Source organism: Cohnella sp. OV330 (assembly GCF_900112065.1).
Taxonomy (GTDB): Bacteria; Bacillota; Bacilli; order Paenibacillales; family Paenibacillaceae; genus Cohnella.
In genome coordinates, this window is sequence record NZ_FOKE01000012.1 from 256,193 (window position 1) to 282,919 (window position 26,727).

At 60.7% G+C, this 26,727-nt stretch carries 25 protein-coding genes, 6 tRNA genes and 1 rRNA gene; 1 reads left to right on the plus strand and 31 read right to left on the minus strand.

What is annotated here, in order from left to right; all coding sequences use genetic code 11:
- Positions 1 to 5 precede the first annotated feature (5 nt).
- The 21 genes from BM235_RS25620 to BM235_RS25720 all read right to left on the minus strand — a co-directional run bounded on the left by BM235_RS25620 (position 6) and on the right by BM235_RS25720 (position 21,016).
- On the minus strand, positions 6 to 956 hold the full coding sequence (locus BM235_RS25620) for an ROK family glucokinase (RefSeq protein WP_090117082.1): 951 nt from the start codon (positions 954 to 956) through the stop codon (positions 6 to 8).
- An 84-nt stretch (positions 957 to 1,040) separates the two neighbouring features.
- Positions 1,041 to 1,991, minus strand: a complete 951-nt coding sequence (gene trxB, locus BM235_RS25625) for a thioredoxin-disulfide reductase (RefSeq protein WP_090117128.1) — start codon at positions 1,989 to 1,991, stop codon at positions 1,041 to 1,043.
- Between the two features lie 58 nt (positions 1,992 to 2,049).
- Positions 2,050 to 3,789, minus strand: a complete 1,740-nt coding sequence (locus BM235_RS25630; RefSeq protein ID WP_090117083.1) for a HEAT repeat domain-containing protein — start codon at positions 3,787 to 3,789, stop codon at positions 2,050 to 2,052.
- Positions 3,790 to 4,104: 315 nt separating this feature from the next.
- The gene (locus BM235_RS25635; RefSeq protein ID WP_090117084.1) at positions 4,105 to 5,055 is read right to left on the minus strand and encodes a ribose-phosphate diphosphokinase; all 951 of its coding nucleotides are present in this window, start codon (positions 5,053 to 5,055) and stop codon (positions 4,105 to 4,107) included.
- A gap of 235 nt (positions 5,056 to 5,290) precedes the next feature.
- Positions 5,291 to 5,950, minus strand: coding sequence for a bifunctional phosphoribosyl-AMP cyclohydrolase/phosphoribosyl-ATP diphosphatase HisIE (hisIE, locus tag BM235_RS25640; RefSeq protein ID WP_090117085.1), 660 nt, complete (start codon positions 5,948 to 5,950; stop codon positions 5,291 to 5,293).
- Entirely contained in the window at positions 5,947 to 6,705 is a 759-nt protein-coding gene (gene hisF / locus BM235_RS25645; RefSeq protein WP_090117086.1) for an imidazole glycerol phosphate synthase subunit HisF, read from the minus strand. The genes hisIE and hisF overlap by 4 nt, the downstream gene beginning before the upstream one ends.
- A gap of 173 nt (positions 6,706 to 6,878) precedes the next feature.
- Positions 6,879 to 7,610: a 1-(5-phosphoribosyl)-5-[(5-phosphoribosylamino)methylideneamino]imidazole-4-carboxamide isomerase gene (gene hisA / locus BM235_RS25650; protein WP_177244288.1), complete on the minus strand. Its 732-nt coding sequence runs from the start codon at positions 7,608 to 7,610 to the stop codon at positions 6,879 to 6,881.
- Between the two features lie 420 nt (positions 7,611 to 8,030).
- Positions 8,031 to 8,657 (minus strand): imidazole glycerol phosphate synthase subunit HisH, encoded by a 627-nt coding sequence (hisH, locus tag BM235_RS25655; RefSeq protein WP_090117087.1) that lies wholly within the window; start codon positions 8,655 to 8,657, stop codon positions 8,031 to 8,033.
- Between the two features lies 1 nt (position 8,658).
- Complete coding sequence (hisB, locus tag BM235_RS25660; protein WP_090117088.1) at positions 8,659 to 9,273, minus strand: imidazoleglycerol-phosphate dehydratase HisB; 615 nt, start codon at positions 9,271 to 9,273, stop codon at positions 8,659 to 8,661.
- Complete coding sequence (gene hisD, locus BM235_RS25665) at positions 9,274 to 10,563, minus strand: histidinol dehydrogenase (protein ID WP_110468996.1); 1,290 nt, start codon at positions 10,561 to 10,563, stop codon at positions 9,274 to 9,276.
- 76 nt (positions 10,564 to 10,639) lie between these two features.
- The gene (gene hisG, locus BM235_RS25670) at positions 10,640 to 11,284 is read right to left on the minus strand and encodes an ATP phosphoribosyltransferase (RefSeq protein WP_090117089.1); all 645 of its coding nucleotides are present in this window, start codon (positions 11,282 to 11,284) and stop codon (positions 10,640 to 10,642) included.
- Positions 11,281 to 12,531, minus strand: coding sequence for an ATP phosphoribosyltransferase regulatory subunit (locus BM235_RS25675; protein WP_090117090.1), 1,251 nt, complete (start codon positions 12,529 to 12,531; stop codon positions 11,281 to 11,283). Before BM235_RS25675 ends, hisG begins: the two co-directional genes overlap by 4 nt.
- Before the next feature lie 308 nt (positions 12,532 to 12,839).
- A complete protein-coding gene (locus tag BM235_RS25680; RefSeq protein WP_090117091.1) occupies positions 12,840 to 13,349 on the minus strand; it encodes an acyltransferase in 510 nt (169 codons plus the stop codon).
- Positions 13,350 to 13,352: 3 nt separating this feature from the next.
- Entirely contained in the window at positions 13,353 to 14,033 is a 681-nt protein-coding gene (gene ppaX, locus BM235_RS25685; protein WP_090117092.1) for a pyrophosphatase PpaX, read from the minus strand.
- A complete protein-coding gene (gene lgt / locus BM235_RS25690; protein ID WP_090117093.1) occupies positions 13,990 to 15,090 on the minus strand; it encodes a prolipoprotein diacylglyceryl transferase in 1,101 nt (366 codons plus the stop codon). The genes ppaX and lgt overlap by 44 nt, the downstream gene beginning before the upstream one ends.
- A gap of 49 nt (positions 15,091 to 15,139) precedes the next feature.
- Entirely contained in the window at positions 15,140 to 16,072 is a 933-nt protein-coding gene (gene hprK / locus BM235_RS25695; RefSeq protein WP_090117094.1) for an HPr(Ser) kinase/phosphatase, read from the minus strand.
- A 172-nt stretch (positions 16,073 to 16,244) separates the two neighbouring features.
- Positions 16,245 to 17,372, minus strand: a complete 1,128-nt coding sequence (locus BM235_RS25700) for an ABC transporter substrate-binding protein (RefSeq protein ID WP_255374597.1) — start codon at positions 17,370 to 17,372, stop codon at positions 16,245 to 16,247.
- A 16-nt stretch (positions 17,373 to 17,388) separates the two neighbouring features.
- Positions 17,389 to 17,721, minus strand: coding sequence for a 4Fe-4S dicluster domain-containing protein (locus BM235_RS25705; RefSeq protein ID WP_090117095.1), 333 nt, complete (start codon positions 17,719 to 17,721; stop codon positions 17,389 to 17,391).
- Positions 17,718 to 19,322 carry an FAD-dependent oxidoreductase gene (locus BM235_RS25710; protein ID WP_090117096.1) on the minus strand — a complete coding sequence of 535 codons (1,605 nt, stop codon included), beginning with the start codon at positions 19,320 to 19,322 and terminating at the stop codon, positions 17,718 to 17,720. The genes BM235_RS25705 and BM235_RS25710 overlap by 4 nt, the downstream gene beginning before the upstream one ends.
- Positions 19,323 to 19,352: 30 nt before the next feature.
- Complete coding sequence (locus BM235_RS25715; protein WP_090117097.1) at positions 19,353 to 20,198, minus strand: ABC transporter permease; 846 nt, start codon at positions 20,196 to 20,198, stop codon at positions 19,353 to 19,355.
- A gap of 14 nt (positions 20,199 to 20,212) precedes the next feature.
- Positions 20,213 to 21,016 carry an ABC transporter permease gene (locus BM235_RS25720; RefSeq protein ID WP_090117098.1) on the minus strand — a complete coding sequence of 268 codons (804 nt, stop codon included), beginning with the start codon at positions 21,014 to 21,016 and terminating at the stop codon, positions 20,213 to 20,215.
- Between the two features lie 203 nt (positions 21,017 to 21,219).
- On the opposite strand from BM235_RS25720, the gene BM235_RS25725 reads away from it, so the two are divergent.
- Positions 21,220 to 21,996: an ABC transporter ATP-binding protein gene (locus BM235_RS25725; RefSeq protein ID WP_090117099.1), complete on the plus strand. Its 777-nt coding sequence runs from the start codon at positions 21,220 to 21,222 to the stop codon at positions 21,994 to 21,996.
- 85 nt (positions 21,997 to 22,081) lie between these two features.
- On the opposite strand, the gene BM235_RS25730 is transcribed toward BM235_RS25725, so the two are convergent.
- The 10 genes from BM235_RS25730 to BM235_RS25775 form a co-directional block, all read right to left on the minus strand.
- Complete coding sequence (locus BM235_RS25730; protein ID WP_090117100.1) at positions 22,082 to 23,203, minus strand: ABC transporter ATP-binding protein; 1,122 nt, start codon at positions 23,201 to 23,203, stop codon at positions 22,082 to 22,084.
- Positions 23,204 to 23,293: 90 nt separating this feature from the next.
- Entirely contained in the window at positions 23,294 to 24,391 is a 1,098-nt protein-coding gene (locus tag BM235_RS25735) for a PucR family transcriptional regulator (protein ID WP_090117101.1), read from the minus strand.
- Positions 24,392 to 24,470: 79 nt separating this feature from the next.
- On the minus strand, positions 24,471 to 25,424 hold the full coding sequence (locus BM235_RS25740; RefSeq protein WP_090117102.1) for an MraY family glycosyltransferase: 954 nt from the start codon (positions 25,422 to 25,424) through the stop codon (positions 24,471 to 24,473).
- 131 nt (positions 25,425 to 25,555) lie between these two features.
- A tRNA-Lys gene (locus BM235_RS25745) sits at positions 25,556 to 25,631 on the minus strand.
- 8 nt (positions 25,632 to 25,639) lie between these two features.
- Positions 25,640 to 25,724: transfer RNA gene (locus tag BM235_RS25750), tRNA-Tyr, on the minus strand.
- Between the two features lie 62 nt (positions 25,725 to 25,786).
- A tRNA-Phe gene (locus BM235_RS25755) sits at positions 25,787 to 25,862 on the minus strand.
- A 20-nt stretch (positions 25,863 to 25,882) separates the two neighbouring features.
- Positions 25,883 to 25,959: transfer RNA gene (locus BM235_RS25760), tRNA-Asp, on the minus strand.
- A gap of 16 nt (positions 25,960 to 25,975) precedes the next feature.
- Positions 25,976 to 26,051 (minus strand) — tRNA-Val (locus BM235_RS25765).
- 15 nt (positions 26,052 to 26,066) lie between these two features.
- Positions 26,067 to 26,143, minus strand: a tRNA-Met gene (locus BM235_RS25770).
- Positions 26,144 to 26,278: 135 nt separating this feature from the next.
- Positions 26,279 to 26,727: ribosomal RNA gene (locus BM235_RS25775) — 23S ribosomal RNA — on the minus strand; the annotation flags it as partial.

The window sequence follows — 26,727 nt, forward strand, 5'->3', positions numbered from 1 at the left end:
TCGAATTAAGCGTATAAGAAAAGTCCGGCCGCGCCTACGACGCCGGCGTTGTTGCCCAGTTCGGCGGGAACGATGTCCACGCCTTCCTTTGCCGTATCCGTCGAGAACTTCTCGAACGTCTCGCGGATCTGCTCGAACAGATATTCGCCGGCCTTGCTCACGCCGCCGCCGATGATGAACCGCTGCGGATTGACGATGACCGCGAGTGCCGCCATCGACTTGCCGAGATAGAAGGCCGCCCGCGCGACGATACGCTGGGAAACTTCGTCTCCTGCCTTGGCTGCGTCGAATACGTCCTTCGCCATGATCTTGTCGACCAGGGACAGCGAGGTCCGGTCGCCGCGCGCGACGGCGTCGTTCGCCATCCGGATGATGCCTGTCGCCGAGGATACCGTCTCGAGGCAACCCATCTGGCCGCAGCCGCACTGGATCGCTTCAAGGTCCGGCACGACGGCCATATGGCCCAGCTCGCCCGCCATGCCGTTAAAGCCTTCGATCAGCCGGCCGTTCACGATGATGCCGCCGCCGACGCCGGTGCCGAGCGTGTAGCACACGCAGTTGTGCACGCCGCGGCCGGCGCCGCCCCATACTTCGCCCAACGCGGCTACGTTGGCGTCGTTGTTGATCTTGACCGGCTTGCCGAGCTTCTCCTCCATGATATGCCGGACCGGCACTTGCCGGAAAGGCAGGTTGGCGGAGAACTTGATGACGCCGCCCGGAATGTCGAGGAAGCCCGCGATCCCGATGCCGATGCCGTGAACCTGCTCCCACTCCGGCGTGCCGGGAGGCACGAGCGAATGCACGTAAGCCGCGATATTGTCCAAAATGCGGTCGGTGCCGAGCTCGGTCTCGGTCGGTCCTTCGTAGGTGCGCAGAAGCTCGCCGAGGTGGTTGCAAAGACCGATCTTGATCGTCGTGCCGCCCAGGTCGACGCCAACGTATAGCGATTGAGACATAGTGTTAGACACCTCTTGAAAGTATTGGATAAGTCATCAAGCGAGAAGCGCCGGCCCGGAGGCCGGCGCGACCCAGTCTTCCGATCAGCCCAGCGTCTGACTCCAATCGTGAATCATGCTGCCCTCGAGATACTTCTCGCAATCGAGCGCGGCCATGCAGCCGCTGCCGGCGGCGGTGATCGCCTGGCGGTACTTCGTATCCTGCACGTCGCCGCAAGCGAATACGCCCTGAATGTTGGTCTCGGAAGAGCCCGGCTTCGTCACGATATAGCCGTTTTCATCGGTCTCGACCTGACCGCCGAGGAACTTCGTGTTCGGCGTATGGCCGATGGCGATGAAGACGCCGTCCGTTGCCAGCACTTCTTCTTCGCCCGTCTTGTTGTCGCGAACCTTCAGGCCGGTGACGCCCAGCGGGCCTGCGACGACCTCGAGCGGCGTCTTGTCGAGTCCCCAATCGATCTTCGGATTCTCCCGCGCGCGGTCCTGCATGATCTTCGAAGCGCGAAGCTCTTCGCGGCGATGAACCAGCGTCAGCTCCGAGGCGAAGCGAGTCAGGAAGTTCGCTTCCTCCATCGCGGAGTCGCCGCCGCCGACGACGATGATCTTCTTGTTGCGGAAGAAAAATCCGTCGCAGGTCGCGCAAGTGCTGACGCCGCGTCCGACGTTGTCCTTCTCGCCGGCGATGCCCAGGTACTTGGCCGAAGCGCCGGTGGAGATGATGAGGCTCTCGCCCTTCAGCGTCTCGCCGCCTTCAAGATTCAACGTGAACGGCCGTTCGCCGAGCTCGACCGAATTGATCCAGCCCGTGCGGAACTGCGCGCCGAAGCGCTCCGCTTGCTTGCGCATGTTCGCCATCAGGTCGGGTCCCATGATGCCTTCGGGAAAGCCGGGGAAGTTCTCGACCTCGGTCGTCGTGGTCAGCTGTCCGCCCGGCTCCGGGCCTTCGATGACCAGCGGGTTCATGTTCGCGCGCGCCAAATAGATGGCGGCCGTGAGTCCCGCCGGTCCTGTTCCGATTACGATGCTCTTATAGATAGTCATGCGTCCTGGTCCTCCTCGGCCTATTCCTGAGATTGTATGGAGCGTTCCTTGACTAAGAACGATCCTGAAACGCGCGGTTCGTCAGCTTCAGCTTTTCGCGAATGCCGCAAGCCTCGTCGATTCGTCCCGCATAGCGGCTGATGCTCCCCTGCGAGGCGCCGTATACGTCCATCAGCTCGGCGTATGTAATGCTCTTGCGATGCATTTTCGCCGTCCAATATTCGAGCGCGGCAGCCCAGCCTGCCGAATTGCGAAGCTTGGGCACGTCGGGATAGACGCGCGAGAGATAGTCGACCCACAGCGTCATCATGTCATGCTGCTGAACGACGTCGTACCGTCCGGCCATCCGCTCCATCGCCTGCTCCAGCACGCCCTGCCAGTCGCTGTCCCAGACCGGCAGCCTGGCTGACCTGCGACGAGCGTCGAGCATGAGCGACCTGCCGTCGAAGACGACCGCGAGCGCGTCCTCGACGCCGATCGAGCGCAGCACCAGCACGGCGACGCGCTTCAGGTCGTCCTCTTCCTCCGCGTCGACGAGAAACGCCTTCAGCGCCTCGATGACTTCTTCGTCGGCGACCAGGCCGAGCGCCTGGATGACCTGCATCTTGGTCCTGCGATCGCCGTGGCGCAGCGCCCAGAAAAACGAAGAGCGCACGAGCGGATCCTTCTTGAGCGTCTCGGAGATCCGCTCGGGGTGCTTTTCCCACTCGCGGAATTGCTCGTCGAACGGCATATGGTAGTGGTACTGGGTCGGCGGACTCGCTTCTCCCTGTCTTACCTTAGCCAATTTGCCCAAATAGAAATCAGCGACGGCCGGCGACGCGTCGAGGCGCCTCGCCTGCAGCCAATGACGCTCGGCCTCGTCGAACCGGCCGATGTTGGCCGACGCGACGGCCGCGAAGTGATGCAAGCTCGGCTCAGCCGACAGCTCGCCCTTGCGGAGCAGCCGGGTGAAGTGAATATACGCCTCTCGATGCTCGCCGACGATCCCCATCGTCGTGCCCAGCTTGAACACGTGCTCGGGATGAATCGGGATCGTCTTCTTCAGCAGGCTGAGCAGCGACGCGAGATCCTCGCGCCGGTTCACGTGCTGATAGAAAATGGCCAGATTGCAGAGCGCGTGCAAATTGCCCGGCTCCGCCTTCAGCACTTCGCCGATCGTCTGCACGGACTTGTCGAACAAGCCCATGTAATAGTAGGCGAGCCCCAAATTGTTGCGCGCGGCGAGAAAGTCCGGCTTCTGGACCAGGATGTCCTCCAGCAGCCGCACGGCCTCGGAGAATCGTCCCGCCTCCAGCAGCTCCCTGGCCTTGTCGTGCTCGTAGAGACTCTCCTTGGCCTTGATCGTGGACAGCTTGGTCGGGCGTTTCAGCTCGTAGACCAGCAGGTCGAGCAGTTCGTCCGCCTCGTCGAGGAACTGGCCGTCGGGGTCGTTTTCCAGATATGTGACGAGCGACTCCTCGGCCGCTTCGAAGAGCTCCATGTTGGCGTAGTTGTTCGCGAGATAATAATGGCACTCCGTCATGCCCGGATCGATGCGCTCCAGCACCGACCTCAGGATGTCGTTGGACTCCTCGTAGCGCCCCATCTCGGACAGGATCCCCGCCATGTTGCAGTGGTTCACCGGATTCTCCGGTTCGTATTCAACGGCACGGCGGAAATACTTCAGCGCCTTGTCGTAATGATAGCGATCCAGCGACTGGACGGCGCGCTCAAAGAAAAACGTCGCGTCCAGCGACAACGGAATGACTTTGGTGCGGCGGCCGGCGACCATTCGCTTGCGCGGATTCATCGTCAAGGCACCTCCCCCCGGTCGTATAATAGTTTGTTCGCCTTGCGTCGTCTGGCGTCTGACATCGCGATTCGTTGGCTGCCGCTCGCGGCGAGCCGCCGGTCCTCGGCCGGGCCGGCACATGTTAAACCGATTATAACACAGCAATGGCATCCATCAAATGAAAAAGGACCGCCCGGGCGTGTCGCGGCTTGTCTGCCGGCATGCGCAGAGCGTGCAATCTCTACCTCCACGGTCGGCTGCCGCCGGGCAAATAAAAACGCGGCTCCTGCGCAAATCGCGCAGGTTGCCGCGCCTAGCATGCTTTGCTTAGGGTTATACGCCCGCCGTCTTGAACAGCGTGCTGATCGAGCCGCCTTCGGTGATGATGCGGGTCGCTTCGGCCAGCATCGGCGCCACGGACAGCACCTTGAAGCGGTCGGAGCGATCGTTCGGCAGCAGGATCGAGTCGGTCACGACGACCTCGCGGATGCTCGGATGATCGAGCTTCTGCAGGGCGCTGCCGGAGAAGAGCGGATGCGTCGCGCAGACGTATACGTCCTCCGAGCCGCGCTCCTTGAGGCCCTCGACGACGTTCACGATCGTCGTCCCGGTATCGATCATGTCCTCGATGATGATCGGGGTGTAGCCCTCGACTTCGCCGATGACGTGCGTGATGACCGACTCGTTGTGCGCGGGGCGCTTCTTGATCATGATCGCGAACGGAGAATCGAGCTGGTTGGCCAGCTTCTCCGCCGTTGAGGCTCGTCCGGCGTCCGGCGAGACGATGACCGGATTGCGGATGTTCTTCGCCCGCAGGTAATCGCTGATGAGATCCAGCGCGGTCAAGTGGTCGACCGGGATGTTGAAGAAACCTTGGATCGCCGGCGCATGCAGGTCGATCGTGACGATCCGGGTCGCGCCGACCGTCGTGAGCACGTCCGCGACCATCTTCGCGGAGATCGGTTCGCGCGGCGCGGCCTTGCGCTCTTGGCGGGCATATCCATAGTAAGGGAGCACAATGTTGATCGTACGCGCCGATGCCCGCTTGGCCGCGTCGATCATGATCAGCAGCTCTACGAAGAAGTCATTGATCGGATGTGACAAAGATTGCACGAGGAACACGTCGCAGTTGCGGATGGTCTCCTCGTAGTGCACGTACACTTCGCCGCTCTTGAAGCGAGACAGCGTAATCTTGCCTAGCGGCAGCCCGAGCTGCTCGGCGATCTTCTCCGCCAGCACGGGATTCGACGATCCGGAAAAAATACGAAGCTTGCTGCTGTACATTGTGCGCCTCCACGATTTTTCACTAGCGGCATCGCCGCATTTATCCCCTCTATTATACATGACGCCGGTAGGATAGCCAAAGGGTTCTGTGTCATATATCGACTGGTAATTCGATTCTATTGGCACATTTTCGTCACTTTTCGCGCGGCGTCCGTCGAATCCTCGCCCTTCGCCGCCGCAAAGGCAAGCCGCCGGCCCCTGCCCCTCGCGGGAACGGAGACCGGCGGCAGCGCGGTCAGTTCTTTTTGGTCGGCTTGCGGTGGCGGAACTCCAGCTCGCGCAGCACGTCGTCGAGCGGGATTTCTTCTTCGCGCAGCAGCACCATCAAGTGGAAAATCAGATCGGCCGCTTCCGCGCGCGTCTCCGCCTTGTCGTGGTTTTTCGCGCCGATGATGACCTCCGCGGTCTCCTCGCCGATCTTCTTCAGGATCTTGTCCAGACCCTTGTCGAACAGATAGGTCGTGTAGGAGCCCTCGGGCCGCTCGGCATGGCGCTTCGCGATCGTAGACTCCAGCTCGGAGAGCGGCGCGAAGCGGTCGGCTGCAGGCAGCGATTCCTGCGGCAGTTCGCCGGACGCATCCCGGTAGAAGCAGCTGTAGCTGCCCGTATGGCAGGCGGGACCGCTTGGGATCGCCTGCACCAGCAGCGTATCGCCGTCGCAATCGTAGCGCAGCGACACGACCTTTTGGGTATTGCCGCTCGTCGCGCCTTTGTGCCAAAGCTCCTGCCGCGAACGGCTCCAGAACACCGTCTCCCCTTTTTCCAGCGTCAGGGCAAGGGATTCCTTGTTCATATAGGCCATCATGAGGACTTCTTTGCTGACCGCGTCCTGCACGATCGCAGGCACCAGCCCGTCCGCGTCCCACTTGATCGAATCCGTCAGCGTCTCGCTCATCTCACGTTCACTCCTTGGCTCCGCAGGGCGTCCTTGACCTCGCGGATCGTCACTTCTTTATAGTGGAAAATGCTCGCGGCAAGCGCCGCGTCCGCGTGGCCCTGCGAAAAGGCGTCCGCGAAATGCGAGGCATTGCCCGCGCCGCCCGAGGCGATGACGGGAATGCCGACGCTGTCGGACACGGCGCGCGTCAGCGCGTTGTCGAACCCGTCCTTCGTGCCGTCGGCGTCCATGCTCGTCAGCAGCAGCTCGCCCGCGCCGCGCCGTTCGGCTTCCTGCGCCCAGGCGACCGCCCGGATGCCCGTCGGATTGCGTCCGCCGTGCGTGAAGATCTCCCATTCGCCCCACTCGGCATTGTACTTCGCGTCGATGGCGACGACGATGCATTGGGCGCCGAACACGCGCGAGCCGTCCGAGATGAGATCGGGATTGCGGATCGCCGCCGTATTGATCCCGATCTTGTCCGCGCCGGCGCGCAGCAGCCGCTTCATGTCTTCGACCGCGGAGATGCCGCCGCCTACCGTGAACGGAATCGTGATCTCTCCGGCCGTCCTGCGCACGACGTCGACCATCGTGGCGCGGCCTTCGACCGAAGCCGAGATATCGAGAAACACCAGCTCGTCGGCCCCTTCGCGATCGTAGATCTCGGCCAGCTCGACCGGATCCCCCGCGTCGCGCAGGTTAACGAAGTTGACGCCTTTGACGACCCGCCCGTCCTTGACGTCGAGGCAGGGAATGATGCGCTTTGCCAACATAAGCTTGCCTCCAGTCCGCAAAGCGCCCGCCGTCGACGTGTCGATCCGGCGAACGCTTTGCGTTTTGCGATACGCTGCGGTGATGCAGCTTGATGCGTGATGCGAGCCGCGCTGCAGCCCGGCCCGGATGCGGATGGGCCGTCGCCGGTCCGGCGCGGCCCTGTCGCTTCCGCTTACTTGTAAGTAGCGACCGCCTCGGACAGCGAGATGCTGCCCGTATAGAGCGCTTTGCCGACGATCGCGCCGCCGACGCCGTCCGCCGCGTGCTTCGACAGGTTCGCCAGATCCTCCGGCTTGCTGACGCCGCCCGACGCGATGACCGTGCGACCCGATATTTGCGCCAGGCGTACGATCGCTTCGACGTTCGGTCCGCCCATCATGCCGTCGCGGGAAATATCGGTGAAAATGAACGTCTCGGCGCCCTCGGCCGCCAGTTCCTTCGCCAGATCCTCCGCGCGCACCTGCGACGTCTCGAGCCAGCCGCGCGTCGCCACGAAGCCGTCCCTGGCGTCGATGCCGATCGCCACTTTGCCGCCGTACTTCGCCAACACTTTGGATACGAAGGCGCGATCCTCGATCGCCGCCGTCCCCAGAATGACGCGGGAAACGCCGAGCGACAGCAGCCGCTCCACGTCCGCCTCGGTCCGGAGGCCGCCGCCCACTTGCACGGGCACCTGCACGGCGCGCGCGATTCGGCCGATCAGCTCGTCATTGACCGGATGGCCGGCCTTGGCGCCGTCCAGATCGACGAGATGTACCCATTCGCCGCCCTTCGCCTCCCAATCCTTGGCCGCGGACACCGGATCGTCGTTGTACACCGTCTCGCGGTTATAGTCGCCCTGAACCAGACGGACGGCTTTGCCGCCGCGGATGTCGATGGCCGGGTAGATGATGAAATTGGACAAAGGGATGACCTCCAACTTGTTGACATTCCTTGAGGATGTAGCCCGCTACAAATAAGACCTTCGCAATCGATCGCTGTAACCGCACTTTTTGCTCTTGCAGCACACAACTTTGCATTGCGAGCCGCTGTAGCGTCATTTTTTGCGGTTAAAGCGTACGTCCCTTCGCAATCAGCCGCTGTACCCACACTTTTTGCTCCTGCAGCACGTATCTTCGCATGGTGAGCCGCTGTAGCGCTAATTTTTGCGGTTACAGCGTACGTCCCTTCGCCAATCGATCGCTGCAACCACGCTCTTGGCGGTTACAGCACGCTTGATCTGCTGCAGCCTCGCTTTTCTCGCTTACAACGCGTATCGCCTCAACCGACGTCGCCGTAACCGCGCAAATCACGCTTACAGCATCGCGCTCAAGCGGCAGCGCCCTTAATCCTTCGCGTTCTTCGCGCCCTCCGCGATCTCCACGAACCTGCGCAACAGCGCCACGCCAAGATCGCCGCTTTTCTCCGGGTGGAACTGCATGCCGCTCACGTTGTCCCGCCCGACGATCGCCGTCACCGGCTGATGATAGTCCGTCGTCGCCAGCAAGTCTTCCCGCCGCTCAGGCAGCGCGTGGTACGAATGCACGAAGTACACATGTCCCGGCGCCAGCCCCTCGAACAGCGGATGCGACGGCTGCTCGAAGTCCAGCTCGTTCCAGCCCATATGCGGCACCTTGTAGTCCCCGCGGAACTTCACGACCCGGCCCGGCAGCAGGCCGAGTCCCTCGTGCGTGCCGTGCTCCTCGCTCTCCGCGAACAGCAGCTGCATGCCGAGGCAAATGCCCAGCAGCGGCTGTCCCGCGGCCGCCGACTCGCGGACGACCGCGTCCAGCCCGGTCTCCCGCAGATTGCGCATCGCGTCGCCGAAGGCGCCGACGCCAGGCAGGATGACGCCGTCCGCCGCGAGGATCTCCTCCCGCGAAGACGTCACCAACGCTTCCCGCCCGAGACGCTCGACCGCTTTGCTCACGCTGTGCAGGTTGCCCATGCCGTAGTCGACGATCGCGATCATTTTACAGCACTCCCTTCGTCGAGGGCACGCCCTTCACGCGCGGATCGATCTGCGTCGCTTCGTCCAGCGCGCGGCCCAAAGCCTTGAACACCGCCTCGATCATATGGTGCGTATTTTTGCCGTAGTGGACGATGACGTGCAGCGTGATGCGCGACTCCAGCGCCAGCTTCCACAGAAACTCATGCACGAGCTCCGTGCTGAAGCTGCCCACCGTTTGCGAAGGATACTCCGCGCGGTACTCGAAGTGCGGGCGGTTGCTCACGTCGACGATGACTTGCGCAAGCGCCTCGTCCATCGGCACGAATACGCTGGCGTAGCGTTTAATGCCGGCCTTGTCGCCGAGCGCTTCCCGCAGCGTCTGCCCGAGGCAGATGCCGATGTCTTCCACCGTGTGGTGATCGTCGATGTCGACGTCCCCGCGCGCCTCGACCTTCAGGTCGAACTGGCCGTGCTTGGCGAACAGGTCGAGCATATGGTTAAGAAAAGGAACGTCAGTCTCCAGATTCACGTCGCCAGTGCCGTCCACGCCGAACGCCAGCTTGATGTCCGTTTCGTTCGTCTTGCGCGCGACCTCCGAGCTTCTAGCTCCGGCCGCGATGTTGTTGTCCTGTGCCATTTATTGATCTCCGCCTTCCTTGAAGCGAATTTCTACCGCTCTCGCATGTGCTTCCAAGCCTTCGTGCCGCGCAAGCGTTGCGATGCCCGCCGCGTCCCGGCGCAGCGCCTCGCGGCTGTACCTGATCAGGCTCGACTTCTTGACGAAGTCGTCCACGTTCAGGGGCGAGGAGAACCTGGCCGTGCCGTTCGTGGGCAAAATGTGGTTCGGTCCCGCGAAGTAATCGCCGACCGGCTCCGAGCTGTACGGGCCGAGGAAGATCGCGCCCGCGTTCTCGATCCGACCGAGCAGCTCGAGCGGATCCTCGGTCATGATCTCCAGGTGCTCCGGCGCCAGCTTGTTCACGACGTCGATGCCCTCCGCGAGATCGGCGACCGTCAGGATCGCGCCGTATTGCTCGAGCGACCGCTCGGCAATCTCCCGCCGCGGCAGCGTGGCGACCTGCCGCGCAAGCTCGACCTCGACCTCGCGCGCGAGCCGCTCCGACGGCGTCACGAGCATCGCCGACGCCATCTCGTCGTGCTCCGCCTGCGACAGCATGTCGGCGGCGACGAAGCGCGCATCCGCGCTGTCGTCGGCCAGCACGACGATCTCGCTCGGCCCGGCGATGCTGTCGATGTCGACGGCGCCGAACACGGCGCGCTTCGCCAGCGCCACGAAGATATTGCCGGGGCCGCAGATCTTGTCCACGGCCGGGATGCTCTCCGTGCCGTAAGCCAGCGCGGCTACGGCTTGCGCGCCTCCGATCCGGTACATCTCGGTGACGCCCGCCTCGGCGGCCGCGACGAGAATGTACGGGTCGATGCCTTCGCGCCCGCCGGTCGCCGGCGGCGTCACCATTGCGATCTGCGGCACGCCCGCGACCTTGGCGGGCAGCACGTTCATAAGCACCGACGACGGGTAGGCCGCCTTGCCCCCGGGCACGTACAAGCCTACGCGAGCGAGCGGGCGCAGCGACATCCCGAGCATCGTGCCGTCCGGCTGCACGTCGATCCACGATTGGCGCTTTTGCTTTTCGTGGAACGCCGTGACGTTCGCGGCCGCCCGGCGCAGCGCCTCCAGAAATTCAGGCTCGACGCGTTCGTACGCGGACTGGATCTCCGCCTCCGTCACGCGCAATTGCGACGCATCCAGCCGTACGCGGTCGAACGCTTCGGTGTACCGCAGCAGCGCGGCATCTCCTTCGGAACGGACCGCCGATACGATCTCGGCTACCGCCGCGTTTTGCTCCGGCGAGCCGTATTCGCTCTCCCGTTCCAGCTTAAAGCCGCTCACAGGTCCTTTGTACATGCCTTCTCCCCCTGTCCAAAGCTTATTTCCCACCTTGCTTCCTTCGCGAGCCGAAGCCAAAGCCGCAGCCCGCAGCTTAAGCCTTAGCCGCCGCCAGCGTGTCGGACAGTCTGTCGCACAGCGACTGGATGGCCGCGTTTTGCAGCCGGTAGCTGACGCGGTTCGCGATCAGCCGGCTCGTCACCTGGAACAGCGTCTCCATCTCGACCAGTCCGTTCTCCTCGAGCGTCTTGCCCGTTTCGACCATGTCCACGATCCGATCGGCTAGGCCGATGAGCGGCGCCAGCTCGATCGAGCCGTTCAGCTTGATGACCTCTACCTGCTGACCGCGCTCGCGAAAATATTGGGAGGCCACCCGCGGATACTTCGTCGCCACGCGCGGATGAATGACCGGCTCCCAGCTCGGCAGCCCGATGACCGACATCCGGCATCTGGCGATGCCCAGATCGAGCAGCTCGTAGACGTCCTTGTTCTCTTCCATCAGCACGTCCTTGCCGACGATGCCGATGTCCGCGACGCCGTACTCAACGTAGGTCGGCACGTCAACCGGCTTTGCCATAATGAATTCCATATTGGCTTCCGGCACCGGGATGATGAGCCGGCGCGAATCGTCGAAGTCCTCCGGAATCGGGAGTCCCGCCTGCCGGAACAGCTTGCTCGCCTGCTTGTAGATGCGCCCTTTGGGCATCGCGACCTTCAATACCGCGCCGCCGTCCGTCATTGCGGATCCCCTCCCTTCTCGTCGAACGTGAACACTTTATCGTAAATTGTACCTTTGTATTCGTACCGTCCCGCCTTCTCCAGCGCTGAAGCGAGAGAATTGCCCGCTCCCGGTCCGCCGGCCGCGCTCCGATCGTCGCCTGTTTGCGCGATGCCTTCGGTCACGACCGCAAGCCCCTCAGCCCGCAAGCCCGCCGCCTTCTCCAGCGCTTCGCGCCTGCGTCCCGGCGTATAGCGGATCAGCGCGCGCGTCGGCTCTTCCTGTCCGACTTCGGCGACCTCGAGCATGCGCGTGGTCTTGAGCGCGAAGCCCGTCGCGGGCGCCGGCCTGCCGAACTGCGCCAGCAGGTTGTCGTAACGTCCGCCGCTGCACACCGGGAATCCGAGCTGCGACGCATAGCCCTCGAACGTCATGCCCGTATAATAGGAAATGTCGCCGATCATCGTCAGATCGATCAGGACATGGTCCTGCACGCCGTATGCGCCCAGCACGTCCCACATCTCGCACAGATGGCGGATCGCATCGCGTGCGCCGTCGCTCACGCGGAGCTCCAATGCCCGCTCGCAAATTTCCTGGCCGCCGCGCAGCCGCAGCAAGCCTTCAAGCTCGCGATGCACCGAATCTTCAAGCCGCAGCTCCGCAAGCGCCGTCCGGTAGCCGACGTAATCGCGCTGCAGCAGGCATTCCTTCAGCCTCTCCTGCGCTTCCGTGCGTCCTGGCAGCGTGTCGCCGAACAGGCCGTTCAAAAAGCCGACGTGGCCGACCGCGATCTTGAACGATGGCACGCCCGCCGCCTTCAATGAAGCGATCGCGAGCGCGATCACCTCCGCGTCGGCCTCCGGCGAAGGATCGCCGATCAATTCGACGCCGGTCTGGAAAAACTCCGCTTCGCGTCCGGCCTCCTCCTCGAAGGCGCGGAAGACGTTCGCATGGTAGCTGAGCCGCAGCGGAAACGGATGGTCCTTGAGCAACGACGAGGCGACGCGCGCGATCGGCGCCGTGACGTCGGAGCGGAGCACGATGGTCGTTCCCCGCTGATTGAGCAGCTTGAACAGCTTCTGATCCGAGGTCGCGCTCGCCACGCCTACCGTATCGTAATATTCGATCGTAGGGGTCAGGATCTGCTCGTAGCCCCAGCCTCGCATGCACGCCAACACCTCATGCTCGATACGCCGCAGCTTCGCGACCGCATGGGGCAGATAGTCCTTGACGCCGATCGGCTTCTCGAAGCCTTTGGGTTTGGACAAGGAAAACACCTCGCTATAATGAGGCGACCGAAGTCGCTTTTTACTTCAATGCGTTAAAGCGATACCATGTTACCATACTGCCAAAGTAAAGATTAATGTTCACTTTATCACGAACGTCCGCGAGCGTCAAGTTAGGACGGATTCGGCATGCTCCCCGCAAGCGACAGCAAAAAGAACCGACGGCCGGCCTGCTCGCCAACCCCGGTTCTCGTCAATCCTGGCTCGTCCGACCTGACCTGCGCCGCGCGCTGCATCGGTTCATTTTCCGACGCGATGCTTAATTCCATCATTTCCGCTCACGCTGGCATTCAGCCTTGCCTCTCCGCCGAAGAATCGTCGCCTCTCCCGAGCTCGCGCAGCGGATTGCCGCCGACTCTGGCGTGAGCGGGCACGTCCCGGTGCACGACCGATCCGGCCGCGACGACGGCATGGTCCCCGATCGTCACGCCGGGCAGGATCGTCACGTTGGCTCCGATCATGACATGCGAGCCGATGACGATATCGCCGAGCCTGTATTCTTTAATGAGATATTCGTGCGTCAGCAGCGTGGAATTGTAGCCCACGATGCAGTTGTCTCCGATCGTGATTCGTTCGGGGAAGAAGACGTCCACCATGACCATCAGCGCGAACGACGTCTCCTTGCCTACTTTCATGCCCAGCACGCGGCGATAGATCCAATTTTTCACCGAGAGCTCCGGACAATATCGCGCGATCTGGATAAAGACGAAATTCTTGACCGCTTTCAGCCTGGATACCGTACGATACACCTGCCATAAAGCGTTGGGGCCTTCGACCGGGTACCGTTCGACTTTCCGCAAGGCTTATCCCTCCAACCCGCTAAGCGGCAGCAGCTCGCGCATATCGTGAATGATCCGGTGCGCGCCCGCCTCCCGCAGCGGGGCTTCGCCCTTGAGCGACCAGGAGACGCCGACGGCGTACGCGCCGGCGGCCAGCGCCGAACCGATATCGACCGTGCTGTCGCCGACCATGATCGCCCGTTCCGGCTCGACGCCCAGCGCCCGAAGCGCCTTTTGGACCGGCTCAGGATGCGGCTTGGCATGCTCGACGTCGTCCAGCGTCACGATCGTATCCATATATTCGTACAATCCCAGCAGCTTAAGCGCCCGCTCCGTCGTCAGCCGCATCTTCGTCGTGACGATGCCCAGCTTGAGCCCGCCCTGCTTCAACTGCGGCACGACCTCCAGCACGCCCGGGAAAAGCGACACCATGTCGTCGTGATGCTTGAGATTGTAGGCACGGTATCCTACGATTAGATCGTCGACCTGCTCGCGCCCCGAGAACTGTTGCAGCTGAGAGAGCAGCGTCTGCCCCATGATCGGGATGATCTGATCGCGTCCGAACTCAGGCGGGACGATCCCTTGAAGACAATATAGAAAGGATTGGATGATCAGTTCGTTCGTGTCGACGATCGTGCCGTCGAGATCGAACAGCACCGCTTCAATCCGGGTCCCGGTCTTGCCTTCTGTCTGATGGTGACTCATTTGCAGGCTTCCTCTCTTCTTGCGTATCCGCCGGATCCGCATCCGGCGCGGTCTCTTCGATCGGCCGAACGGCAGCCGCCGGCGCTTCGGCGACGGACGCGTCGGCCGAGGTCGTTACGGCCGACTCGCTTCTCTCCAGCGGGTCCAAATACCGCGTTCTGTCCGGATTCATCGCCCGGCGCACGATAATGGCCACGATGCTCGCGATGACGAGGAGCAGCGCGAGCAGCTGCGAGCTGCGAACGTTGCCGTACGCGGGATCCAGCGCGCCCTGTTCTCCGAACATCCACTTCATCGGCGTCCACAGACCGTTGATCAGCGAAGCGAGCCAATCCGGACCCTTGAAGGCCAGGCTGTCCGTGCGCAGCGCCTCGATGAAAAAGCGGCCGATCGAATACCAAATTAAATAGGAGAAAAACATCTCGCCGACGCGCATGAACTTCTGGCGGCGCAAAATGAACAAAATGACGAGGCCGACCAGGCTCCACAGCGACTCGTACAGGAAGGTCGGGTGATGATACGCGCCCGCTCCGCTCGCATCCACGACGTACATCTGCCTGACGATGAAGGCCGGCAGGTGGAGTTCGTTGCTCAGATATGTACCCGTAACTTCTCCGCCGTAGGCTTCTTGGTTGACGAAGTTGCCCCAGCGACCGATCATCTGCCCGGCCAGCAGCGACGGCACGCAAATGTCGACGATTCGCATGAACGTATAGCCTTTGCTGCGGAAGTAGAAAAACCCGCAGACGAATGCGCCGATCAACGCGCCGTAAATGGCGATGCCCCCGTTCCAGATCTGCACGATCTCGCCCGGGTGCTTGCTATAATAATCCCATTTGAACAGGACGTAGTACAATCTGGCGCCGATGATGGCCGAAGGCACGCCGTACAGCATCAGGTCCAGGAAAAAGTCGGCCGACAAGCCGAAGCGCTTGCCCTCCCAGATGGCGAGCAGCAGCCCGACGAGGGCTCCGGTGCCGAGGATGAGCCCGTACCAGTGTACGGGAATCGGGCCGAGATGAAACGCAATCGATTCGAGCCGCATGGGCAGCAACATGAGTATCCTCCGTCTCTAACGCGATCGACCGAGAGGCCGCGAGCGCGGTTTATTCGTTGTCTTCGTCGGCGATCGCTTCGGTGAGCTTGTTCGTGAACTGCAGCGCGGCGTTGTAGCCCATCCGCTTGAGGCGGAAGTTCATGGCCGCCACTTCCAGGATGACCGCCAGGTTGCGGCCGGGGCGAACGGGGACCGTCACGAGCGGCACGTCCGTATCGATGATCCGCGTCGTCTCCTCGTCCAGTCCAAGCCGGTCGTATTGCTTGTCTTGCTGCCAGTTTTCAAGCTTGATGACAAGCCCGATCTGCTTGGAGTTCCGCACGGCGCCCGCTCCGAACAGCGTCATGACGTTCAGAATCCCGAGTCCCCGGATCTCCAGCAGGTGCTGGATCAGCTCCGGCGCGCTTCCGTACAGATAGTTATCCGCCGTCTGCCGGATCTCCACCGCATCGTCGGCGACGAGACGATGGCCGCGTTTGACCAGTTCCAGCGCCGTCTCGCTCTTGCCGATGCCGCTGCCGCCGGTGATGAGCATGCCCATGCCGTAGACATCCACGAGCACGCCGTGGATCGTCGTCGTAGGCGCCAGCTTCTTTTCCAGGAAGTTAGTAATGCGGCTCAGCAGCGTCGTGGTCGCGGTGGTCGAACGAAGCACCGGAAAGTGGCGTTCCTCCGCCACTTGAATCAGCTCGTCGGGCACTTCGAGTCCGCGCGTGACGATAATGCACGGCGTATCCTCGGCGCAGATCTGCCGCATCCGCTCCAGGCGTTCGTCGGACGTCAGCTTTTCGAGAAAAGCCAGCTCCGTCTTGCCCAAAATCTGCGTCCGCTCCGCCGGGTAATAATCGTAATAACCGGCCATCTCCAAGCCCGGCCGGTTCAAGTCGTCCGTCACGATCGTACGCCGCATGCCTTCCGAGCCGGCGACGACCTCGAGTTGAAATTGCTGCACGAGCTCGGATACCTTTACTTTTTTAGCCATCGTACAGCTCCCTTCAACGCTCTGTTCATCTTCCTCATCGTATCGAAAATAAGCGCGGAAATCAATGTAAACCGCGTCTTTGCGGGCAATCCGAGGCACGGGATGCGCCTGACGGCAAGCCCAGCCATGCGTAAAAGCCAGCGCTCTCGAAGAGAGGCTGGCTCGGTTTCGTTTATTCGGCCTTCCACACCCAATCGTCGATGGCGAAGTCCTTTTTCGCGATTTTCTCCTCGACCAGGAAGTTCTTCGTCCCCTCGAGCAGCGCGAGTCCGTCATCCGTGAACGCCGTGTCCTTGATATCCTCGATCGGGCTCAGCTTCTTGACGTTCTCGACCGTCGTCTTCTGGATGCCCGCGATATATTCGTAGTACTCGTCCGGATGCTGCTTCAAGTCGGCCAGCGCCTTCTCGCGCGCGGCGTTCCATACTTTCGGGAAATCCGGGAACTTCTCCAGGAATGCCTCCGAGACCACCGTCGCGCTCGTGCCGAGCAGTTCGGGATGATCCGACGAGATGTCCAGCTGCGGATAGCCGTTCGCAAGCGACGCCAGCGCGTTTACGCCCGTATTGGTCATCGCGTCCACGCTGCCGTTCGCCAGCGCGGCTTGGGCATCGGGAATCAGCATGTGCACGAGCTTGTAGTCGGTGACGCCCGCATCCTTGAGCAGTCCGACGACGTAACGGTGCATGAAGGAGCCCTTCTGTATGGCGATCGTCTTGCCCTTCAGATCCTGCAGCGTCTTGGGGCCGTCCTTCTTGGCGATAAGATAGCCGATCGTACGTGTGCCCGGCTGCGTGATGAGACGCGTCTTGGCGCCCCCCGCCCGCGCGATGATCGCCGGCGTGTCGCCGAGGCTGCCGAAGTCGAGACGCCCGCTGATCAGAGATTCCGTCTGGTCCGGTCCGTTAGGGAAGCCGGCCAGCTTCACTTCCTTGACGCCGTATTTCTTCAACTCCTCTTGAATGATGCCTTTGTAAAAGCCCCACCCTTCCGCGCCAGTCGCTTGGTTTTGATCGTTCAGGCCGATGTAGCCGTAATTGACGACCTCCGGCACATGACGCTCCGGTTCGGCGCTAGCGGTCGAGGCCGCCTGCGACGATGAAGCTGCAGGGGATGCAGCTGCAGTCGAAGCAGGTGCGGTCGGTGCCGAAGACGACGCAGACGCCGAAGAAGCGCCCCCTTCTTCATTCTTGTTCCCGCAGCCTTGCAGCGCCAGCATAAGCGCCACGATCGCCGTCAGCAGCGCGATCGACCATCGGCTCCGACTGACCCCCTTGATCCATCTTCGTCTCTTTTTCATCTCAAAATGCTCCTCCCTAGAATCCGGCTCTCCTAGACAATTGGTACATGAATTGATGCTTCGCGACCGGGACGCGTCCCTTGCCCCAGCCTACTTTCTCCCGATAGCCGCCCAGCAGGCCCTGACGTTCGAGATCCTCTTCGGTGACGCCCATGACGCCCTCCGAATCCGGCGATACGTAGAGCGCGTCAACCGGGCAGTACAGTTCGCACATGAAGCAGGTCTGACAGTCGTCTTGCCTCGCGATGACGGGGATGCCGTCTTCGCCGCGGTCGAACACGTTCGTCGGGCAGACGGAGACGCATTGATTGCACGACACGCAGCGGGATTCGCTTACGATCTCGATCATACCGACACACGCTCCTTCGCCACTTCTTCCTTTTTAACCCAGATTTGATCAAGTCCGCCGCTGATGAGGCGATGATGCTGGCCGGCGTCGCCCGTCGGGAAATCCTCGCGCTTGTGCATGCCGCGCGTCTCCGTGCGGGCCAGCGCGGAATGGTACATCCACCGGGCTGTCGCCGTCATCGCGGCCGCTTCGCGTGCCTTCACGCCTTCTGCGGTCCGGCCGACTCCCGCTTCGCGCTGGCGCTGCCACAGATCGTCGAGCCTGACGAGCGAATCGCCGAGCCCCTTCTCCGTGCGGAACAAATTGCGGTCGTACGGCTTCACTTCGTCCTGCACGGCGCGCACGTATTCTTCCGAACGCGCGGTCGCACCCGCTTCCTGGCGATCTCTTAACGTTTGCGAGGACAGGCCTTTCAGATTGCGCGATCCCGTGGCCTCTCCAAGCTTCAGCGCATAGGCGGCAGCACCTTCGCCGGCAAACGAGCCCGAGGACATCGCCCAAGCCGCGTTATGGCTGCCGCCGCCGGTGAAGCCGCCGCAGATCAGCTCGCGCGTCGCCGCATCGCCGGCTGCGTACAGGCCGGGCGCGCTCGTGGCGCACGTATCGTCGACGATGCGAATGCCGCCGGTGCCGCGCACCGTGCCCTCCAGCCGAAGCGTGACCGGAAACAGGTCCTTGAACGGATCGATGCCCCTGCGGTCGAACGGCAGGAAGAAGTTCGTCTGCGCGACGCGCAGCATCGGCTTCAGGTCTTCCGGCGCCTGGTCGAGTTTCGCGTATACTTGCTTGCCCTCCAGCAGATTGCGCGCGATGACCGAACGCCCCTTTTTCGAGCCAGCGCCCTCGACGACCGTCCCATCCTCATAATAGAAGCTGGCGTAGCTGTAGTACGCGGTCTTCGTGACCGAGGAAAACGTCGGGCAGATCGCGTAGGCGTTCGAAAACTCCATCCCGGACAGGTCGGCTCCCGCCTCGGCGGCAAACAGGTAGCCGTCGCCCGTGAGCACGTTGCATCCTAGCGCGCGGCTCAGGAATGCGCACCCGCCGGTGGCCACCACCACGGCGCCCGCCCGGATTTCCCATGTTTCGCCGGTTTGCGTATTCACGCCGGCCGCTCCGCCTACGCCGTGCTCGTCCGCGAGCAGTTCCAACACGGGGCTGTGATCCAAAATCTTGACGCCCGCGCGTTGGACGAGCTTTCTCATGAGCCGCATGTATTCCGGTCCTTGCAGCCCGCGTTTGTACGGATTGCCGTTTTCGTCGACGGGAAACGGATAGCCGAGATTGCCCAGCTTATTCATATTCTCGTACGTGCGATCGAGCACGCGGTCCATCCAGCGGTGCTCCGCCAGCTGTCCGCCCATCGCGTAGCGGCTGGCCTTGGCTTCTTCGCGCTTCTCCCGGTTGGGCTCGACGTACCAGACGCCGGTCCCCGATGGCGCGGTGGCGCCGCTGGAGCCGCAGTATCCCTTGTCGACCAGCGTCACCTTCGCGCCCTTCGAAGCTGCCGATATGGCCGCCCAGGTTCCAGCAGGTCCTCCGCCAATCACCAGTACGTCCGTGATCCGCTCGACCGAAGCTCTTGCCGTTGCGTTCGTCATGTTTATTCCTCCTTCAGGAATGTTTGATTTTTATCCCTTATAACCGTCCTGCCAACTCAGCGTCCGGCGTTCGATCGCTTTGACGGCCGAATCCAGCAGCTTGCCCACGATCGCGAAGATCAGGATGCCGACGAAAATGACTTCCGGCTGGCCGTTCTGCTTGGCCTCGTTGATCAGGAAGCCGATCCCCGAGGTCGAGCCGATCAGCTCCGCCACCACCAGCCCGATCCAGGAGACGGCGAGCGAGGTCCGCAATCCGAGCAAGATTTGCGGAGACGCCGCCGGGAGGATCAGCCTTGAGATGCGTTTAAATCGGCTGAAGCTGAGCGTCCTCGACACCTCGAACAGCTTGTTGTCCACCTGGCGAATGCCCAGGAAGGTGTTGACGTACAGCGGAAAGAACGAACCCGCGGCGATGATGACCACTTTTGAGATCTCTCCGAACCCGAACCACAAGATGATCAGCGGCGCGATCGCCAGATGCGGCACAAGGCGCAGCATCTGGGCGCTAGGATCGAGGAGATACTCGGCCCGCCGGAACAACCCCGTCAATAGGCCGAGCGCCAGTCCCAGTCCGCCGCCGAACGCGAATCCGATCGCCGCCCGGCGTATGCTGTCTCCCATGTGATGGAGCAATCCGCCGTTCGCGGCCAAGTCCGCGAATGCCGTCGCGATCGCGGCCGGCGTCGGCAGAAATTCCGAAGAGATCCACCCCAGGGTGCCTGCCAGCTGCCAGACGGCGATCGCGGCGACCGGCACGAGCCACCCGGTTGCGATATCCGCCAGCGCCGCGCGTATTTTCACGGCTGCGCTCCGTGCCCGCTTCTCCCTTGCCTTACCTGCGGGCGCGATCCACGCTTCGACTCGCTCGCTCATCTCTCATCCCTCCCTTATCCGCTGTAGGTGTCTTTCCAGCGCACGATTCTGCGCTCCAGCAGCCTTACGGCCGTGTCCGATACGAGCCCCGCGACCGCGAATACGAAGATGCCGACGAATACGACCGGCGTGTCCGCGAACTGGCGCGCGTCCGATATCATGTAGCCGATGCCCGATGTAGAGGCGATCAGTTCGGCGACGACCAGACCCAGCCAAGCCAATCCAAGCGACAGCCTGACGCCGAGCAGAATATTCGGGATCGCCGCGGGGATCACCAGGCGAACGATCTGTTTGAACCGGTTGAACCCCAGGACGCGGCTGACTTCGAACAGCTTGTTGTCCACATGCCGGATACCGATGAACGAATTGATATAAAGCGGGAAAAAGGCCGCTTTGGCGATCAACAGCACCTTCGACTCTTCTCCGATGCCAAACCAGAGAATAAACAGCGGCACGACGGCGAGGCTCGGAATCATTCGAATCATCTGAATGGTCGGATCCAGCAGCTTTTCCGATTGGCGGAATAGACCGACGAGGACGCCGAACGCCAGCCCCATTCCCCCTCCCAGCAGAAATCCCGATATCGCCCGAACCGCGCTGATGCGGAAGTTCGTCCACAAATCGCCGGATGCCGCCAGATCGGCGAACGAACCGGCAATGACCGTCGGCGCGGGAAACATCAGTTCCGACAGGTAGCCCCACTCGGCAAGCACTTGCCATACAGCGATGACGGTCACCGGCAGCAGAAGACCAAGGCCAACTTGCACCCACCGCCCTGGCGCTCCCGCCGCTCGCGAATCCGCTATACGACTGTTCATCAACGCTCCCTCCTTGCCTATTCAACTGGAAATTCAATTTGCCTTTATTGACCAGATTATAAACACTTTAATTCCTAGCTGTAAAATAGGAATTATCTATCGATGGGTTCATTGACAGGGCAAGTACCCCGGTGTTACGGTTAACTTATTATTCTTAGTGTTTTTGTATGCTATATTCACTCTTCTAAGGGGAGGCGCGAATCATGGGGAATGTCTCGCTGGAAATTGCCAATCTTAGCAAGCAATTCGTAGGCGCCAAGGGCACCGTGACGGCACTTAGAAATGTCGACCTGGACGTGCGCGAAGGAGAGTTCATTACGGTTATCGGCCCTAGCGGATGCGGCAAAAGCACCTTGCTCCGGATTGTCGCGGGTCTCGATACGCAGTACTCGGGACATGTCCGCCTGAACGGCGCGCCGATCGTCAAACCCGGCATCGACAAAGGCTTTATTTTTCAGGAGCATCGTCTGTTTCCGTGGCTGACCGTGGAGAAGAACATCGCTTCCGATTTGTCTCTAAATGATAAAGACGTACGCCGGAAAGTCGACGAGTTAATCCAGCTGGTTCGGCTTAAAGGCTTCGAGAAAGCTTATCCGCGCGAGCTCTCCGGAGGAATGGCGCAGCGGGTTTCCATTGCGCGCGCCCTGCTCCGGCAGCCTCAGATTTTGCTGCTCGACGAGCCCTTTGGCGCGCTGGACGCCTTTACGCGGGCGCATATGCAGGAGGTATTGCTCGAAGTCTGGCGCAACAATAAGACGACGATGATCTTCGTCACCCACGACATCGACGAAGCGATCTTCCTTGCAGATCGCGTTGTTATTTTAAAGCCCAGACCCGGCGAGATTAGCGCGATCGTTCCCGTCGAGCTCTCCCATCCGCGGAAAAAGGCAAGTCCGGATTTCCAGACACTTCGTCTGAAGGTGCTCAGCCAATTCGAGTCCGGCGAGGAGTTTCAGTTCGCAGACGGCGCAGGAATCTAACGAACGACAAAAAAAGCCTGGCTGCCTAACCCTGTAGGGTTGGGAAGCCAGGCTTCTTTTAATGATCATCTATGATAGCCGATAATTAAGCTTCAAGGATGTTGAGCTCGGTGTCCTTGTCGAAGATATGAATCTTGTTCATATCGATCGCCAGCTTGATGTTCTGGCCTTCCTGCAGCTGGGAACGGCCGTCGACGCGAGCGATGACGTTGTCCTTGCCAAGACCGTTCAGGTACAGGAACATCTCGTGACCGAGGTTCTCGGAAACTTCGATGCTTGCGCTGATGACGGAGTTCGGAGACGCTTCGATGAAGACAGGCTCTTCGTGCAGATCTTCAGGACGAATGCCTACGATCATCTCGCGGCCGATATAGCCCTTGTCGCGAAGCAGTTGTGCTTTGCCAGCCGGAATAACGACGTTGATGCCCGTTGCCTTGAAGCGCACGGCGCCGCCTTCTTCCGATAGTTGGCCGGTGATGAAGTTCATCGCCGGAGCGCCGATGAAGCCCGCTACGAACAGGTTGACCGGGTGGTTGTAAAGCTCATCCGGCGTAGCTGCTTGTTGAATGAAACCGTCCTTCATGACCACGATGCGGTCGCCCATCGTCATGGCTTCCGTTTGGTCATGGGTTACGTAGATGCAAGTCGTCTCAAGACGCTTCATCAGCTTGGAGATGTTAGCCCGCATCTGCGTACGCAGCTTGGCGTCAAGGTTCGACAGCGGTTCGTCCATCAGGAACACTTGCGGTTCGCGGACGATTGCGCGGCCCAGGGCCACACGTTGGCGTTGACCGCCGGAGAGCGCCTTCGGCTTGCGGTCGAGCAAGTGCTCGATCTCGAGCGTGCGAGCGGCTTCGCGAACGCGACGGTCGATCTCGTCCTTGCGGAACTTGCGGAGCTTAAGGCCGAATGCCATGTTCTGATATACGTTCATGTGCGGGTACAGCGCGTAGGACTGGAATACCATCGCGATATCGCGGTCCTTCGGTGCAACGTCGTTCACGACGCGATCGCCGATGTACAGCTTGCCTTCGGAGATTTCTTCGAGGCCTGCGATCATACGCAGCGTCGTCGATTTTCCGCAGCCGGACGGGCCGACCAGCACGAGGAATTCTTTGTCTGCAATGTCGAGATTAAAGTCGGTTACCGATGCCTTGTCGGAACCCGGATATTTTTTGTATACATGCTCTAAACGTACGCCTGCCATTGGAAAGTTCCCCCTAACGCTTCGTTTAAGGTACGTTCTTATCTTACCTTAGACCGTGACGACTGACTATGCACAATCCGTACAAAAAATTCATTTCCTTTTCGTAACTTTGTACAATAGCATCAGCAAACGCACCAATATGGCATCGTTAAAGGAGCGTACGTCCAAGCCCGCTTCCTGCTTGAGCTTATCCAGTCTGTAGAGGAGCGTATTGCGGTGGATGAAAAGGCGTTTCGCGGTTTCGCTCACGTTGCAGTCCATCGCAAAAAAGGCGTCGAGCGTCGATACCGTCTCCGGGTCCGTGAATAGATCCTGGCGGCCGGACATCTCGTCCATAAATCTCGACCGCACGGGTTCGGGAATGCCGCTGAGCAGACGCTCCAGGTGTACGAGCCACGGCATATGCACATGCATGCCCACATGAAACTTGCGTCCCAGGTTGATCGTCTCCCGCAGCGTCGCCACGGCGTAAACCAGGCTCTCCGTGGGGATGATCGGCTCTCCGACCGCGACATGGCAGTCGCCGCCCCACTCCTCGGTAATCATCTGATGCAGTCCTGTCGCCAAGGAGACGAGCGCTTCCTTCGTCTCGCCGCGTTCGATCATATCGCCTTCGTTGGTCTCGACCTCCGCGAGCAGCCGGTCCGTGCCCAGAATAAGCCACTCCCTCTCCCTAAGAGGGATGAGCAGCATATCGTCCGATAGATAAGAGCGGAGGACTTTCTCCAATTCCACATAAGAAGGCTCGCGATTTTCGGCTTGTTCGCTCATCAGCAGAAAGGGAATCATCCCGTCGAAAAGCCGATGGTGCAGCTCGAACCGCTCTGGAATTTCCGAACGCCACTCGCCTGCGTCGATCGACTGCTGCAGCCACTCGCCCAGCTTGCGGGCTTGACGCTCCATTTCCGAAGCGCTGACGCTGCCCGACTTCGACATCGATCCCTGCTTAGCCAGCCAGCTTAGCAGTTCCTTTTCCAGCAAGGTCAACTCCGCTTGCGTCCGAAGAACCTGCACATGGTGGTTATCTACCTTCGTTACGAGCGTGTACCCTTGATCCAGCTCCAACTGATCCCCGGACTCGGGAAGCTTGGCGCCTCCCGCTTTTACCCACTCCGTTTTGGACATGGTATCGATCTCGACAGAGCCGTTCATTAACTGCTGCAACTGTTGAAGCCTCGTATTGTTCATCCTGCGAGCCCCTTGTTTGCCTGGCGTTAGCCACATTGTACCACATTGGCTTGGGGCGGGGCTAAGCTGGCGGGACTGGTCACCCGGAACGCAGCAAGAGCAGCACGACGACAGACAGGAGGGCGAACACGGCTGCGATCAGATATAAAAACGAAACGGTCTGGACCTGGGACAGTCCCCACTTCATCAAGCTGTGATGCGTATGGAGATTATCCGCATGATGAAGGCCCTTCCCCTTGATGAGACGCCTCGCGAAGACAATCGTCGTATCGAGGATCGGTACGCCCAACGCGAGGAGCGGCACGAGAAGCGACAGGAAGGTCGCGCCTTTTAATGTGCCGTCCATGGCGATGACTGACAGCATATAGCCCAAAAAGGTCGCACCTGCGTCCCCCATGAAGATCCGGGCCGGATGAAAATTATAAGCGAGAAAGGCGAGGCAGGAACCCGCGATTGCCAGCGCAGCGAGCGCCGTCGTCTCTTGATGGCCGACGAGCGAAGCGACGAACAACGTTAATGCCGAGATCACCGATATTCCCGAGGCCAGCCCATCCACGCCGTCGATAAAATTCATCATATTGATTAGCGCGAATACCCAGAGCATCGTGAACAAAATACTCCAGCCGTCGCTGAACAAAATCATCGATGAGAAAGAAGGAGACGAAACGCCTTGAATCGAGATACCGAAAGCGCAGGGGATATACGACACGAGCGTATAGAGGATCAGGCGCGGCCATACGGGAAAATCTTTGCCTTTGGATTTGAAGGCGTCGTCGACCAGCCCGATCGCCACCAGTAGCGCTCCGCCCGTCGCGATCGCCCTGAATAAAGCGGCATGTTGGACAAATATCGCGCAGGTAAGCACCGCCCCGGCATAGATCGCAACGCCTCCGCTCAAGGGAATCGGCGCTTTATGTATTTTACGGCCGTTCGGTCGGTCGACGAACCCGATCTTCAATGCCAACATTCGAACGAAGGGGACAAGAATCATGACGCACAAAAAGGCAAAAGCGAACGCGTACGGGTATCTCATGCTGGAGGCCTCCGAGGTATCGGGATGCGCTTAACGTTCCCTATTCGGCGGCCTGTTCATTCTGAGGAATTCGGAAATGGCCCTGAAATGCAAAAAAACAGACGTCATCGCGTCTGCTTCGATTGAAAAAATGGTGAGCCATGAAGGACTCGAACCTTCGACACCCTGATTAAAAGTCAGGTGCTCTACCAACTGAGCTAATGGCTCGGGTAAACTGGTGGAGGCTGATGGAGTCGAACCACCGAACCCAGAGGGAACAGATTTACAGTCTGTCGCGTTTGGCCACTTCGCTAAGCCTCCACGTTATGAACCCGATCCCCGGTAGCTTGCACACCTGATGGCTTGCATATACCGGAAATAAATGGTGGCTCGGGACGGAATCGAACCGCCGACACGAGGATTTTCAGTCCTCTGCTCTACCGACTGAGCTACCGAGCCGTAAAGATTGCCATTTAAAATGGCGGAGCTGACGGGATTCGAACCCGCGGTCTCCTGCGTGACAGGCAGGCATGTTAGGCCTCTACACCACAGCTCCATGTGGTTAAAATCGATGGTGGAGGCTGAGGGGATCGAACCCCCGACCCTCTGCTTGTAAGGCAGATGCTCTCCCGGCTGAGCTAAGCCTCCATGGGATAAATGGTTTGGTAGCGGCAGAGGGGATCGAACCCCCGACCTTTCGGGTATGAACCGAACGCTCTAGCCAGCTGAGCTACGCCGCCACGCCATTTTGCGACCGGAGCTTGTCCAGTACGCAGCTTACAGAGCTTGCGCCCTGAAAACCGGATGCGAAACGAATTTGCGCTAGAAATTCTCTTGCCTGTGCGGCTTGCCGTGGTCTGCTCGGAAGCAAACCGTAGGATAAGCCCTCGACCGATTAGTACTCGTCAGCTACACCCATTACTGAGCTTACACCCCGAGCCTATCAACCTCGTGTTCTCCAAGGGGTCTTACAAACTGGGAAATCTCATCTTGAGGCGGGCTTCGCGCTTAGATGCTTTCAGCGCTTATCCCTCCCGCACTTGGCTACCCAGCGATGCTCCTGGCGGAACAACTGGTACACCAGCGGTGCGTCCATCCCGGTCCTCTCGTACTAAGGACAGCCCCTCTCAAATTTCCTACGCCCGCGACAGATAGGGACCGAACTGTCTCACGACGTTCTGAACCCAGCTCGCGTACCGCTTTAATGGGCGAACAGCCCAACCCTTGGGACCTACTTCAGCCCCAGGATGCGATGAGCCGACATCGAGGTGCCAAACCTCCCCGTCGATGTGGACTCTTGGGGGAGATAAGCCTGTTATCCCCA